We start from the raw sequence: 13,465 nt of genomic DNA on the forward strand, positions 1-13,465 counted from the left end.
CGCTACGGAAGGAGTGACTCCAGCGGAACATCCGGATCGGCCAGGGTGTCGGGGTCCAGCGGGGTCCCGGCGCGGATCAGCCGCCGGACCGGCTCGGCGACGTCCCAGACGTTGACGTTCATGCCCGCCAGGAGGCGGCCCTCGGCGAGCCAGAAGGCGAGGAACTCCCGCTTGGCGACGTCGCCCCGGCACACCACCTGGTCGTAGCTGCCGGGCGGGGCGTAGCCGGAGTACTCCATGGCGAGGTCGTACTGGTCGGAGAAGAAGTACGGGATGCGGTCGTGGCTGACGTCCTGGCCGAGCATGGCGCGGGCCGCGGCCGGGCCGCCGTTGAGGGCGTTGGCCCAGTGGTCGACGCGCAGCCGGGTGTGCAGGGAGGGATGGTCGGCGGCGGCCACGTCCCCGGCGGCGTAGATGTGCGGGTCGGAGGTGCGCAGCGAGGCGTCCACCGCGATGCCGCCGCCGTCGTAGCGGTCGACCAGGGCCAGGCCGGCCTGTTCGGCGAGGGCGGTGCGCGGGGCGGCGCCGATGGCGGCGAGCACGTCGTGGGCGGGGTGTTCCTCGCCGTCGTCGGTGCGTACCGCGAGCACCATGCCGTCCTGGCCGATGATTTCGGTGAAGCGGGCGCCGAAGTGGAAGCGGACGCCGTGCTCGCGGTGCAGGTCGGCGAACATGGCGCCCAGTTCGGGGCCCAGGACGCCGTGCAGCGGTGTCGGTTCGGGTTCGACGACGGTGACCTCGGCGCCGTAGGTGCGGGCCGCGGCGGCGACTTCGAGGCCGATCCAGCCGGCGCCGGCGATGACGAGGTGGCCGTTGTCGCGGCCGAGCGAGGCGAGCACGCCGCGCAGCCGTTCGGCGTGCGCGAGGCGGCGCAGGTGGTGGACGCCGGCCAGGCCGGTGCCGGGGATGTCCAGGCGGCGGGGTTCGGCGCCGGTGGCCAGCAGCAGCTTGTCGTAGACGATCAGGGTGCCGTCGCCGAGGCGTACGGTTCTGGCCGCGGCGTCCAGGTGGACGGCGGGCTGGCCGAGGTGCAGTTCGATGTCGGCCCGGGCGTACCAGGCGGGTTCGTGGACGAAGACGCTGTCCCGCTCCTCCTTGCCGAGCAGATACCCCTTGGAGAGCGGGGGACGTTCGTAGGGGTGGTCGCGCTCGTCGCAGATGAGGATCACCCGGCCGGTGAAGCCCTCCGAGCGGAGCGTCTCGGCGGCTTTCGCCCCGGCCAGGCCACCCCCGACGATGACGAACGTCTGGTGTGCGTCGACCACTTGCTTCCTCCTCGTTGCGGTGCCGTACGGCCGCGTCCGTCGTCCGCGTCCGTGAACGCCCCGGTGGTGCCCCCGTCGTTCGTGCCCCGTTTGCGCTTGCCCCATGGATGTGTGTGGTGCGGTCAGGGTTCCCCGTGCGGAACAGCCGTGCTCGAGCGTCCCGCACGGAGCGTGATGGGGGAAGGGGGGCCTCCTCCCCAGGGTCACCCTCGGTTTCCCTATGCGTTACCAGGGCGACGGGTGAGGCGGGCGTGAAGAGAGCGTGCCGAGGCGTCGGTGAGTGCGGCGATCTGGTCGATGATCGCGCGCATGCGGGCGGTGTCGTCCTCGGCGGCGCCGAACAGCGAACGGAACTGCGGATCAAGGCCGTCGGGGGCACGGGCGAGCAGCGCCTCCGCCAGTTCGGCGATCACCACCCGCTGGTCGGCGCGGAGCGCCTCCTGGTCGGGGCGCTGCATGACGTACCGGTCCGCGACGGCTTTCAAAACGGCGCATTCCAGCCGGGTTTCGGCCGGAACCATCAGCTGCGCTCCGTAACGGGTGAGCCGCCCGGTGCCCCATGCGGCTCTGGTGGCGCCCTCGGCGGCGAGGCAGAAGCGGCCGATGAGCTGGCTGGTGGCGTCCTTGAGGCGGGCCTGGGCGAGCGCGGTGCCGTCGTAGCCGTGCGGCCACCACTCCTGCTCGAGGAGGCGGTCGAGGGCGGCGGCCAGCTCCTCGGGGTCCGCGCCGGGCTCGTAGCGCACGGCGGCGACCGCGAAGATCTCGGCGCGTTCGGCGTCGGCGAGCAGGAGGTTGGGGTCGAGATGCCCGGCGTGCAGCCCGTCCTCGACGTCGTGCACCGAGTACGCCACATCGTCCGACCAGTCCATGACCTGCGCCTCGAAGCTGCGTGCGGCGGCGGGGGCGCCCTGCCGGAACCAGGCGAAGACCGGCAGGTCGTCGGCGTAGACGCCGAACTTGGGGGAGGCGGGATCGGTGGGGTGCGCGCCGCGCGGCCAGGGGTATTTGGTGGCGGCGTCGAGGGCGGCGCGGGTGAGGTTGAGGCCGACGCTGACGGCCGAGCCGTCCGGGCCGGGCACGAACCGTTTGGGCTCCAGACGGGCCAGCAGCCGCAGCGACTGGGCGTTGCCCTCGAAGCCGCCGCAGGGCGCGGCCACCTGGTTGAGCGCCTGCTCGCCGTTGTGCCCGAAGGGCGGGTGGCCGAGATCGTGCGCCAGGCAGGCGGCCTCGACGAGGTCCGGGTCGCAGCCGAGGGCGGCGCCCAGTTCGCGGCCCACCTGGGCGCACTCCAGGGAGTGGGTCAGCCGGGTGCGGGGGCTGGCGTCCCAGACATGGGTCTGGGTGCCGGGGGTGACGACCTGGGTCTTGCCGGCCAGGCGGCGCAGCGCGGCGGAGTGCAGGACCCGGGCGCGGTCACGCTGGAAGGCGGTGCGCCCGGGGCGTTTGTCGGGCTCGGCGACCCAGCGTTCGGCGTCCGCCTCGGTGTAGCCCGGGGTGCCGGGGGCCCGGCCGGTGGTCGATGGTGTGCCCGTCATACAGCGACGGTAGCCGCCCCTGTGCCCTGGGGCCCGGATCAGGTGCGCGCAAGGAGCGCCTGGTCGGCTGTCCGGTGGGGCGTCCGGCCGTGGGTCCGGGCGCGTGCCTCGTCGTAGCGGTGCAGGACGAGGCGGGCCAGCGCGGGGTGGTCTCCCAGGGGTGCGGCGGCGGTTCCGGGGGCGTGTGCGGCGCACTGGGCGGCGAAGCGGCCGGGGGCGGTGAAGCAGGAGGCGACGGCGATGCGGTCGTGGCCGCGGGCGGTGAGCAGGCGGACGGCCTCGGGGACGGTGGGGGTCGCTGCCGACGCGTACGCGGGGAGTACGGGCACGCCGTCGAGACGGGCCGAGAGAAGGCCGGCGATCTGCGCGATGTCCCGGGCCGACTGCGCCGCCTTGGAACCGGCCGAGGCGAGGACGACGGCCGTGCGCCGGCGGGCGGGCGCCTGGGGGAAGCCGGCCTCCAGGAGGCGGGCGTGCAGCGCCTCCGCCAGGAGCGGGTGTGCGCCCAGTGGCGCGGCGGTCCGGCCGGAGAGGTGGGGAGCGGCTGCCAGGGCGGCGGGCAGGTCGTGGGTGACGTGGTAGCCATGGCCGAAGAGCAGCGGAACGAGGACGGCCTCGCCGCGCAGCTCGGCCAGGGTGTCGGAGAGCAGCGGACGGTTCAGCTCGATATGGCCGAGCCGTACGGGCAGGCCGGGGCGGAGCGCGCGGACCCGGTCGAGCAGGGCGCGGACGGTGTCCAGGGCACGCGGATCGCGGCTGCCGTGGGCCACGGCGACCAGGGTGGGCGCGGCCTCGGCGGGGGCGGGCCGGGGGTGCCGGAAGCCGTGCAGGCGGACCCGGCTGAGCTGGGCGCTCAGCCGGTCGGTGATCTCGGTGGCGAGGCCGGCGGGGCAGAGGTCGGGCGGGGCCGGGGCGGGCTGGTGCGATATCGACTCCGTCATGGCGGGAGACTGGCAGCCGGTCGTTGCGGTTCCGTTTCGCCGCGGGGAAATCCGTGTGCCGTGCGGCCTCCGCGCGCCGTGCGCCGCCTAGGAGGTGCCCGCCGCGCACCCGAAACAGTGGTGAACCGCGCACGTAACACGCGCGTACCACGCTGGCGCGTATGAACGCCGCGGATGCCCCAACGGTCGACACCCACTGCCCTTACTGTGCCCTGCAATGCGGCATGGGGCTGCGGCCCACCGGTGCGCCCGAGGGGCCCGGCGTCCGGGTCGTCGAGCGGACCGCTTTCCCGGTGAACCGCGGCGCGCTGTGCGGCAAGGGCCGTACGGCGCCCGAGCTGCTGGCCCCGGGGGCGCGGCTGGCCTCTCCTCTGGTGCGGGACGCCGCCACCGGGGAGCTCGTCCCGGCCACCTGGGACGCGGCGCTGGACCGGGTGGCGGACGGGCTGCGCAGAACCGGCGCCGAGCACGGCCGGGACGCGGTCGGGGTCTTCGGCGGCGGCGGGCTGACCAATGAGAAGGCGTACGCCCTGGGGAAGTTCGCCAGGGTGGCGCTCGGCACCTCGCAGATCGATTACAACGGTCGTTTCTGCATGTCATCGGCCGCGGCGGCGCACGGCAAGGCGTTCGGTCTGGACCGCGGGCTGCCGTTCCCGCTGGCCGATGTGGCGCGGACCGGCTGCGTCATCCTGGTGGGCTCCAACCTGGCCGAAACCATGCCGCCCGCGCTGCGCTATCTCACCGAGCTGAAGGAGAACGGCGGCCGGCTGATCGTCGTCGACCCGCGCCGCACCCGCACCGCCGAACAGGCCGATCTGCATCTGGCCCCCCGCCCCGGCACGGACCTGGCGCTGGCGCTGGGGCTGCTGCATCTGGTGGTGGCCGAGGGCCGCACGGACGAGGAGTTCATCGCGGCGCGCACCGGCGGCTGGGAGGAGGCGCGGGCGGCGGCGATGGCCCACTGGCCGGAAATGGTCGAACGCATCACGGGCATCGCGGTGCCCCAACTCCGCGAGGCGGTCCGCCTGTTCTGTGACGCCGAGTCGTCCATGGTGCTGACGGCGCGCGGGCCCGAGCAGCAGGCCAAGGGCACCGACACCGTGGGCGCCTGGATCAATCTGTGCCTGGCGACCGGGCGGGCGGGCCGGAAGCTGTCCGGCTACGGGTGCCTGACCGGCCAGGGCAACGGCCAGGGGGGCCGCGAACACGGCCAGAAGGCCGACCAGTTGCCCGGTTACCGCAAGCTCGACGACCCGGTGGCCCGCCGGCATGTGGCAGAGGTGTGGGACGTCGACCCGGACACGCTGCCGGGCCCCGGGCGCAGCGCGTACGAGCTGCTGGACGCGCTGGGCGGCGATATCCGCGCGCTGCTGCTGATGGGTTCCAACCCGGTGGTGTCGGCGCCGCGGGCCGCCCACGTGGAGGAGCGGATCCGCTCGCTGGACTTCCTGGCCGTCGCCGATGTGGTGCTGTCGGAGACGGCCGCCCTGGCGGACGTGGTGCTGCCGGTCGCCCAGTGGGCGGAGGAGACCGGCACCACGACCAACCTGGAGGGCCGGGTCCTGCTGCGCCGCCGCGCCCTGGACCCGCCGCCCGGCGTCCGTACGGACCTGGAGGTACTCAGCGGGCTGGCGGCCCGGCTGGACCGGGAGAAGGGCTTCCCCACCGACCCGGAGGAGGTCTTCGACGAGCTGCGCCGGGCGTCCGCGGGCGGGCCGGCGGACTACTCCGGCATCACCTATGAGCGGATCGCGGCGGAGGACGGGGTGTTCTGGCCCTGCCCGGAGACCGATGCCGCGGGCCGTCCCGGCGTCCATCCCGGTACGCCCCGGCTCTTCCTGGACCGCTTCGCCACCCCCGACGGCCGGGCCCGGTTCGTCCCCGTCGCGCACCGCCCGGCGGCCGAGGAACCGGACGAGGCCTTTCCGGTGGTCCTGACCACCGGCCGGGTGCTGGCCCAGTACCAGTCGGGCGCGCAGACCCGCCGGGTGGCCGAGCTGAACGCCGCCGAGCCGGGGCCGTTCGTCCAGCTGCACCCGCGGCTGGCGGAGCGGCTGGGCATCGCGGACGGCGAGCCGGTCGCGGTGGTCTCCCGGCGCGGCCGGGCCGTCGCCCCGGCCCGGGTGACCGGCACCATCCGTCCCGACACGGTCTTCATGCCGTTCCACTGGCCGGGTCCGGGCCGGGCCAACACCCTGACCAATCCGGCGCTCGACCCTACGTCGCGGATGCCGGAGTTCAAGGTGTGCGCGGTGCGGGTGGAGCGGGTGGAGCAGGTGGAGCGGGTGGGCTGACGGCCCGCTCACCGGAGCGCCGAGACGTCGGCTTTCGGTTCGTCGGCCTGGCTTTCCGCTAGGTTTCGCTGCGTCATACACACGCGCCGAAGCCCTCCAGGAGAGGAACCGAACATGCCGCAGATACTCGTCGATTACGACGCGACGCTGCAGGACTTCCTCGACCGCCGTCGTTTCGCACGCGAACTGCATGCGCTGGCCGCGCAGACGGTCGACGGCATCACCGTCGAAAGCTGCAAGACCCGGTTCCGCTGCGTCGATGAAGCCGTCATCGCCCACGACGAGCCCCAGCAGTCCCTGATCCACGTGGACTTCGCGATCCTGCCGGGCCGCACGACGGAGGCCAAGTCCGCACTGAGCCGGGCGGTCCTCGACCTGGTGAGCAGCCACACGGCGTCGGCGACGGGGGTAACGGTCCATGCCTCGGTCGACGTCCGCGACCTCGATGCGTCGTACACCAAGCGGGTGGTACCGGCGACCGGGCAGCGGTGAGGACGGCCCGGAGCCGGTGCTCCGGGCGCCGCCCTAGTAGGCCTCGAGCTCCTTCAGATAGGCCGCCCGGGTCCCCTCGTCCAGGAACGACGCCTCGAACGAGTTGCGGGCAAGGGTGCGCAGCGCCTCGTCGTCGAGGCCGAGGGCGTCGCGTACCGCGGTGAAGTTGTCGTGTGCGTAGCCGCCGAAGTAGGCGGGATCGTCGGAGTTGACGGTGACCAGCAGTCCGGCGTCCAGCATGGCGGGGAGCGGGTGGTCGGCGAGGTCGTCGACGACGCGCAGCCGGACGTTGGACAACGGGCAGACGGTGAGCGGGATCCGGTCCGCCACCAGGCGGGCGACCAGCCGCTCGTCCTCCAGGGAGCGCACGCCGTGGTCGATGCGGTCGACGCCGAGGACGTCCAGGGCCTCCCACACATAGGCGGGCGGCCCCTCCTCCCCCGCGTGCGCCACGCACTTGAGGCCGGCCTCCCGCGCCAGTGCGTAGACCTCCTTGAACTTCGACGGCGGGTGCCCGACTTCGGCGGAGTCCAGGCCGACGGCCGTGATCCGGTCGAGGTAGGGGCGGGCCGCCTCGAAGGTCGCCAGGGCCGATTCGGCGCTCTCGTCGCGCAGGAAGCACATGATGAGCCGGGTGGTGATGCCGTAGGTCTCCGGGGCGGCGTCCAGCGCACGGGACAGCCCGCGGATGACGGTGCCGATCGGGACGCCGCGGGCGGTGTGCGCCTGCGGGTCGAAGAAGATCTCGGCGTGCCGTACGCCCTGTTCCCGGGCGCGCGCGAGGTAGGCGTCGGCGAGGTCCGCGAAGTCGTCCTCGGTGCGCAGCACGGCCATCAGCGCGTAGTAGAGGTTGAGGAAGGACTGCAGGTCGGTGAAGGAGTAGGCGCGGCGCAGGGCGTCCTGGTCGGCGTACGGGAGGGTGACGCCGTTGCGTTCGGCGAGCGCGAAGGCCAGTTCGGGCTCCAGGGTGCCTTCGATGTGGAGATGCAGCTCCGCCTTGGGCAGCGGGGACTTGGGGGCGGAAGGGGTGGGGGCGGGAGGCATACGGGTCAGACCTGTTCTGCGGTGCGGGCGGGATCGTCCAGGTTATCCGGGGACCGCTCGGGGGCTCCGGGTCCCACCGGGTTGCGGGCCCGTGCCACCGCCGTGGCGCTCAGCCAGCAGCCGCCCTCTATGAGGGGCCCGGTGGCGCGCAGCCGGGCGGCGAGGGGTGCGGCGGCCAGGTAGACCCAGGCCCGGACGGTGCCGCCGTCGGGGCGTACGGCCTCGGTGACCACCCGTTCGTAGACGTTCTCCGGGTCGCCGGGGGCGTAGCCCTCGAGCCGGTCCAGCACCGCGCGTACCTCGTCGTAGTCGGTGTCGCGGGGGTGGACGAGGGTGCCGTGGACGACGGCGTCGGCGGGCCCGGCCACCGCGTACGGGTACCCGGGGCCGTCGTACAGCAGCGCGCCGGCTATCCGGGCGGGCTCCTCGGCGGTGGTCCGGCCGCGCAGCGTCCAGGTGTGGTTGGCCTCGCCGGGGCGCAGCGTTCCGTAGACGAAGAAGGGCAGCCGTTCGGGCTCGGTGGTCATGGGCGGTCGGTCCTTTCCGGGGCTGCCGGGTGCCGTCTGAGCTGTGACGTTGTTCTCCTTACTGCAACCATGCCAGGCCACCGCGCGTCGCACCCTGCGACATCGGACAGATGAGCGGGACGGACGGGGGACGACAGATGCGAGGGCAGGGGCCTGGGCTCGCGCGGCGCATACGGAACGGTGCGCGCCGTGTACGACTGCCGCGCACCCGGCGCGGATGGCGCCGCACCTACCAGGCCGTGGTCGCCCTGACGGTGCTCGCGCTGGCCCCCGCGACGTGGCTGAACGCCACGGCCGGCCCCCGCGTCCGTACGGTCGCCGATGCACCCGCCGCCCCGGTGGCCGTCGTCTTCGGCGCGGGCCTGTGGAACGGCGAACCGTCCCCGTATCTCGCCCACCGTCTGGACGCGGCGGCCGCGCTCTACTCCCGTGGCACGGTCCGCGCCATCCTGGTCACCGGCGACAACAGCACCCACGACTACGACGAACCGGACGCGATGCGCGGCTATCTGCTGCGGCACGGCGTCCCGGCCCGGAAGATCGTCAGCGATTACGCGGGCTTCGACACCTGGGACTCGTGCAGCCGCGCGCACCGCATCTTCGGCGTCGACCGGGCGGTGCTGGTCAGCCAGGGCTTTCACATCCGGCGGGCGCTGGCGCTGTGCGAGGCGGCCGGGATCGACGCGTACGGGGTCGGGGTGGCCGCCAAGCACGATGTGACCTGGGCCTATGGCGGCGTACGGGAGATCTTCGCGGCGGGGAAGGCGGCGGCGGACGCGGTGCTGCGGCCCGATCCGCGCTTCCTGGGGCCGCGGGAGAAGGGGGTGGCGGAGGCGCTGCGGTAGCGCCTCCGCGCGTCCGTGCCCCCTCAGCCCTCCTGGGTGGCGCGGGCGTACAGGGCGAGGATCTCCGTCCCGAAGTACGGGCTGTAGGAGGTCCGGTCGCTGTTCGGGCCGGTCGGGCCGCCGCCGTTGAGGCCGCCGATCAAGCCGACGATGCGGCCCGTGCGGGTGCGCTCGTCGTAGTGGGTCAGCCAGGGGCTGCCCGAGGTGCCGCCGTAGAACCCGCCGCACTCCATGCGCAGTTGACGGGTGCCGGACAGGCGGGCGGTGCTGGTGTCACAGCGTACGGCCCGGTCCTGCGGGTCGTTGCGGACGCTCGGATAGCCGACGACGGTGACCTTGTTGCGGTAACCGGGCGTGGGGGTGAGGGTGTTGCCCCCGGTGACCGACTCGAGCGAGCGGCCCTGGTCGTCCGGCGCGACGGTGGCGAAGGCGAAGTCGAGGTCGGCGCCGGGCCCGGTGGTGCCGCGGCCGGGGTAGTCGTATTTGGCGTCGATCGCCCAGATCCCGTACGGCTGGGTGGCGGCGCCGGAGGTGTACTGCGGGACGAAGGCGGCGCGCGTGCCCGGGTTGCAGTGGCCCGCGGTGAGGATCAGATTGCCGCTCGGGCTGTGCACCACGCTGGCGGTGCAGTGGTGCGCCTTGGAGTCGCCGTCGACGGAGAACAGCACGCCGACGGACGGGATGCCGTCGAAGTGCCGGCCGGCGGGCACGCGTCCGGACGTTTTCTTTGCGCCGGACCGCCCCGTGAGCGGTGCGGTCGAGGGCCGGGACACGGTTCTGCCGTGGGCGGGCGCTATGGCCGCGGCCATCCGCTGCGGCGTCCAGTAGGCGGCGGCGTCCTCGCCGGTCCAGGTGGTGCGGGTGGTGCGGGTGCCCTCGTCATTGCCCCCGTTGTCGCCCCCGTCCTGGCTCCCCTCCTGGCTGCCGTCCTGGCTGCCGTCCTGGCTGCCGTCGTAGCCCCCGTCGTCGGCCGCGCTGCGCGCCGGTGCCGCGGTCACACCGCCGGCCTGTGCCACGGCCACGCCGCCGACGGTGACCGTCGCCAGGCCGATCGTGGCGCCGAGCACCACGGCCGCCGTCCTCCCCCATTGCTGCCGCATCAGCTGGTCTCCTTCGCGATCCAGGCCAGGTAGTCGGCGCCGCCCCGGGTGATCGGGGTGGCGATGATCTCGGGTGTCTCGTAGTCGTGCGTGGCGCGGATACGGGCCTCGAGCACCTCGTACCGCGCCGCCGTCGTCTTGAACAGCACCTGCCACTCCCGGCCGGTCTCGACGGCGTTCTCCCACCGGTACACCGAGGTCACCGGCGCACTGATCTGCGCGCAGGCCGCGAGCCGGCCCTCGACCGCGCCGCGCGCCAGCCGCTGGGCCCTGTCCTCGCTGTCGGTGGTCGTCATGACGGTCAGGAACCCGGCCGACTGGCCGCCCGGATCGGGAAGTTCGGCTGCGGGGTTCGGTTCGGGATCGGCCATGGGCACGCATCCTTCGTGGTGGGGGACAAGGACGGATCACGGTCGGCGTACGCTTTTTTGCGGATGATCGTCTCGCATCGTACGGAGCGCATCGTACGGACCGCGATCATCGTCGTGCCCAGGACGGGCCGCCCTTGGCGCGCATCCACCCGGACGCCCCGTTTCGTCCGGGAACACCCGCCCCATACGGGATCCTCCCGGTTGCGGCAACCCGTGGAGCGGCAAGGATGGAAGGGGAGCCCCGCCGCCGGTCCGCACGGAAAGGCCCGCACCATGAATGACCTGCACACCCTCGCCCGTGACCAGATCGACGACGCCAGGGCCTCCGCGCACGGCCGCAGCGCCCACCTCTTTCTGCACGACGGCCCGCTGCGGCAGACCGTGATCGCACTGATCGCGGGGGCTTCGCTGGACGAGCACAATGCACCGCCGGCCGCGAGCCTGCAGGTGCTCAAGGGCCGGGTGCGGCTGACCCGGCCGCACGGGAGCGAGGACCTGAGGGAGGGTCAGGTCGCCGCGATCCCGCACGACCGGCACGGACTGCTGGCCCTCGAGGACTCTGCGGTACTGCTGACGGCCGTGATGACAGTGGAGCCGCGGCCACTGGGACCACCACCGCTGGTGGCGCCGCGCGGCTGAGCACCTGCACCGCCTCCCACTCTTCAGATTCTTCTGAATATTCCACATCATCGGCAGCATGGGTTGGAAGCCGGACACACAGGTGCAGCTGACCGGGGAGAAGGAGACGCTCCTCGCCACGCTCTACGGCCGTGCACCCGACAGTCGCGCCAAGCACCCGATCCTCGGCGACAGCATGGCCGTCGACGCCGTACGGCGACTCGACTACGACTTCCGGAAACTGCGTATGGGCCCCGCCGACGCGGCGGGCGTGGCGCTGCGCGCCCGGCAGCTGGACGTCTGGACGGCACGCTTCCTCAAGGCTGCCGCTGCCCTACCGTGCGGCGGCGCGCCTGATGGCTCTGCTTCCCCCGGTGCGGAACATGGCCCGGATGTACCGCTGCCGCTTCTGATCACCGGGCGCGGCCGCCGAGCCGTCATCCGGCCAGCCACTGGTCGAAGGCCAGCTTGCCCAGCAGTGCGACGACCACGACGACCAGCACGCCCCGCACGAACCCGGCGCCCCGCTTGAGCGCCATCCGGGCACCCAGCAGACCGCCGACGAGATTGAACGATGCGAGCAGTGCGCCGAGTTGCCACAGCACGGTGCCCTGCACGGCGAACATCGTCAGCGCACCGATATTGGTGCACACATTGACGACCTTGGCGGTGGCCGAGGAGGCGACCAGGTCCATGTGCAGGATGGCGGCCAGCGTGACGATCAGGAAGGCCCCGGTCCCGGGCCCGATCAGCCCGTCGTAGAAGCCGATGCCCAGCCCCGCAACGAGGACCGCAGCCAGCATCCGCGCCCGGGTGACCGGCTCGGAGGGCGCGGGGGCGGTTCCGAAGCCGGGCCGTACGAGCACGAAGACCAGCACCGCCAGCAGTACGGCCATGATCAGCGGCCGCAGCACTGCGCTGTTGATACCCGCCGCGCAGAACGCTCCGCCCAGTGACCCGGCCATCGCGGCCAGCCCGATCCGCAGCCCCGTCCGGGCATCGAACGGCGTCTTGCGGACGTAGGTCACGGCGGCGGCCGTGGTGCCGACGATGGCGGTGGACTTGTTGGTGCCGAGGACGTACGCGGCGGGCGTGTGCGGCAGTCCGACCAACAGGGCGGGGAGGAGCAGGAGTCCACCGCCGCCCACCACGGCGTCGATCCAGCCGGCGGCGAGGGCGGTCACACAGAGGAGGGCCAGAGTGAGCAGCGATATGTCATGGGGCACCGGTTGATCTTAGGGAGGCGCTCCGCAGGGCCGCCCGCCGACAGGAGCCGGGGAAGCCGTCGTCGGACGATCTCAGGCACCGTCCCACGACGGCCTAGGCTCCAGGCCATGGACGCTGAAACGCTCTTTCCCCTCGGTGGGAGTCTGCCGGTGCGGCGGCTGGGGTTCGGGACCGGTGGGCTGGTGGGGCCCGGGTACTGGGGTGTGCGCTACGAGGATTCCGGGCGGGCCGTGGGGGTGCTGCGACGGGCCGTGGAGCGCGGGGTGACGCTGATCGACACCGCCGACAACTACGGCCCGGACGTGGCCGAGGAGTTGGTGGCGCGGGCCCTGTACCCGTATCCGGCGGGGCTGGTGATCGCGACCAAGGGCGGGGTGGTCCGTACCGGGCCGGATGTCTGGCATATCGCGGGGCGGCCGGAGCGGCTGCGGGCCATGTGCGAGGCGAGTCTGCGGCGGCTGCGCGTCGAGACGATCGACCTCTACCAGCTGCACCGGCTGGACCCCGAAGTGCCGATGGCCGAGCAGCTGGGGGCGCTGACGGAGCTGCGGGAGGAGGGCAAGATCCGGCACCTCGGGCTCGACAGCGTGGGGGTCGCGGAGCTGACGCGGGCGCTGGAGCTGGCGCCCCTCGCGTCCGTGCAGAACCGGTACAACCTGACGGAGCGGGACTCGGATGCGGTACTGGAACTGTGCGAGCGGCGGGGCCTGGCCTTTCTGCCGTGGTTCCCGTTGGGGCACGGGGCATTGGCAGAGAGTCCCCACCAGGGGCTGACGGAGGTCGCGGCCCGGCACGGTGCCACCACCGGGCAGATCGCGCTGGCCTGGTTGCTGCACCGCTCCCCCGCCCTGCTGCCCACCCCCGGTACGGGGTCGCTCGCCCATCTGGACGAGAACCTCGACGCGGCCGGGATCGCGCTCACGGACGGGGACATGGCGCGGCTGGACGGGGCCGGGTGACGGGTTGGGGTGACGGATTACGGGTTCACGGCGCGGCCTGCGGCCCGGGGGACGTATGGCTCGTCGGCGCCCGGTCCGGGGCGGCCGGGGCGGCCGGGGTGACCGTCAGCGAGAGGAAGGTGGCGGTGAGCGCGCTCGCCCCCGTCAGACAGGCGGCGAGCTGACGGCGGGCCCGGAGGGTGACGGTCGGGATGACCGGCGGTTTGCGATGTCTGGCCATGGAAGCGTTCAAGTCCTCTCGGTGGAG

14 protein-coding genes are annotated in these 13,465 nt (G+C 73.1%); 5 read left to right on the forward strand and 9 right to left on the reverse strand.

Going from position 1 to position 13,465, the window contains the following annotated elements; translation table 11 throughout:
* Window positions 1-2 precede the first annotated feature (2 nt).
* The 3 genes from ADL29_RS37035 to ADL29_RS37045 all read right to left on the reverse strand — a co-directional run bounded on the left by ADL29_RS37035 (window position 3) and on the right by ADL29_RS37045 (window position 3,741).
* A complete protein-coding gene (locus ADL29_RS37035) occupies window positions 3-1,265 on the reverse strand; it encodes an NAD(P)/FAD-dependent oxidoreductase (RefSeq protein WP_053927879.1) in 1,263 nt (420 codons plus the stop codon).
* A gap of 218 nt (window positions 1,266-1,483) precedes the next feature.
* Window positions 1,484-2,800 (reverse strand): deoxyguanosinetriphosphate triphosphohydrolase, encoded by a 1,317-nt coding sequence (locus ADL29_RS37040; RefSeq protein ID WP_053927880.1) that lies wholly within the window; start codon window positions 2,798-2,800, stop codon window positions 1,484-1,486.
* Window positions 2,801-2,838: 38 nt separating this feature from the next.
* Entirely contained in the window at window positions 2,839-3,741 is a 903-nt protein-coding gene (locus ADL29_RS37045; RefSeq protein WP_078971569.1) for a sirohydrochlorin chelatase, read from the reverse strand.
* 161 nt (window positions 3,742-3,902) lie between these two features.
* Here ADL29_RS37045 and ADL29_RS37050 point away from each other — a divergent pair, with 161 nt between their 5' ends.
* Entirely contained in the window at window positions 3,903-6,035 is a 2,133-nt protein-coding gene (locus ADL29_RS37050; RefSeq protein WP_053927881.1) for a molybdopterin oxidoreductase family protein, read from the forward strand.
* A gap of 114 nt (window positions 6,036-6,149) precedes the next feature.
* Window positions 6,150-6,527 (forward strand): 5-carboxymethyl-2-hydroxymuconate Delta-isomerase, encoded by a 378-nt coding sequence (locus ADL29_RS37055; RefSeq protein WP_053927882.1) that lies wholly within the window; start codon window positions 6,150-6,152, stop codon window positions 6,525-6,527.
* 33 nt (window positions 6,528-6,560) lie between these two features.
* On the opposite strand, the gene ADL29_RS37060 is transcribed toward ADL29_RS37055, so the two are convergent.
* Window positions 6,561-7,571: an adenosine deaminase gene (locus ADL29_RS37060; protein WP_053927883.1), complete on the reverse strand. Its 1,011-nt coding sequence runs from the start codon at window positions 7,569-7,571 to the stop codon at window positions 6,561-6,563.
* A gap of 5 nt (window positions 7,572-7,576) precedes the next feature.
* Window positions 7,577-8,098 (reverse strand): gamma-glutamylcyclotransferase family protein, encoded by a 522-nt coding sequence (locus tag ADL29_RS37065; protein ID WP_053927884.1) that lies wholly within the window; start codon window positions 8,096-8,098, stop codon window positions 7,577-7,579.
* 137 nt (window positions 8,099-8,235) lie between these two features.
* Between ADL29_RS37065 and ADL29_RS37070 the strand changes: the two genes are divergently transcribed.
* Complete coding sequence (locus tag ADL29_RS37070; protein WP_053927885.1) at window positions 8,236-8,943, forward strand: SanA/YdcF family protein; 708 nt, start codon at window positions 8,236-8,238, stop codon at window positions 8,941-8,943.
* A 23-nt stretch (window positions 8,944-8,966) separates the two neighbouring features.
* On the opposite strand, the gene ADL29_RS37075 is transcribed toward ADL29_RS37070, so the two are convergent.
* Window positions 8,967-10,043, reverse strand: a complete 1,077-nt coding sequence (locus tag ADL29_RS37075; protein ID WP_211274465.1) for a trypsin-like serine peptidase — start codon at window positions 10,041-10,043, stop codon at window positions 8,967-8,969.
* On the reverse strand, window positions 10,043-10,414 hold the full coding sequence (cutA, locus tag ADL29_RS37080; RefSeq protein WP_078971571.1) for a divalent-cation tolerance protein CutA: 372 nt from the start codon (window positions 10,412-10,414) through the stop codon (window positions 10,043-10,045). The genes ADL29_RS37075 and cutA overlap by 1 nt, the downstream gene beginning before the upstream one ends.
* Window positions 10,415-10,687: 273 nt before the next feature.
* Between cutA and ADL29_RS37085 the strand changes: the two genes are divergently transcribed.
* Window positions 10,688-11,053, forward strand: a complete 366-nt coding sequence (locus ADL29_RS37085; protein WP_053927886.1) for a cupin domain-containing protein — start codon at window positions 10,688-10,690, stop codon at window positions 11,051-11,053.
* Window positions 11,054-11,469: 416 nt separating this feature from the next.
* Here ADL29_RS37085 and ADL29_RS37090 read toward each other — a convergent pair whose 3' ends face one another.
* Window positions 11,470-12,258, reverse strand: coding sequence for a sulfite exporter TauE/SafE family protein (locus ADL29_RS37090; RefSeq protein ID WP_053927887.1), 789 nt, complete (start codon window positions 12,256-12,258; stop codon window positions 11,470-11,472).
* A gap of 108 nt (window positions 12,259-12,366) precedes the next feature.
* Between ADL29_RS37090 and ADL29_RS37095 the strand changes: the two genes are divergently transcribed.
* Window positions 12,367-13,218: an aldo/keto reductase gene (locus ADL29_RS37095; RefSeq protein ID WP_053927888.1), complete on the forward strand. Its 852-nt coding sequence runs from the start codon at window positions 12,367-12,369 to the stop codon at window positions 13,216-13,218.
* A 25-nt stretch (window positions 13,219-13,243) separates the two neighbouring features.
* On the opposite strand, the gene ADL29_RS37100 is transcribed toward ADL29_RS37095, so the two are convergent.
* A complete protein-coding gene (locus ADL29_RS37100; protein WP_053927889.1) occupies window positions 13,244-13,438 on the reverse strand; it encodes a hypothetical protein in 195 nt (64 codons plus the stop codon).
* Window positions 13,439-13,465: the final 27 nt, after the last annotated feature.

Origin of the sequence: Streptomyces chattanoogensis (genome assembly GCF_001294335.1) — a bacterium.
GTDB classification, from domain to species: domain Bacteria; phylum Actinomycetota; class Actinomycetes; order Streptomycetales; family Streptomycetaceae; genus Streptomyces; species Streptomyces chattanoogensis.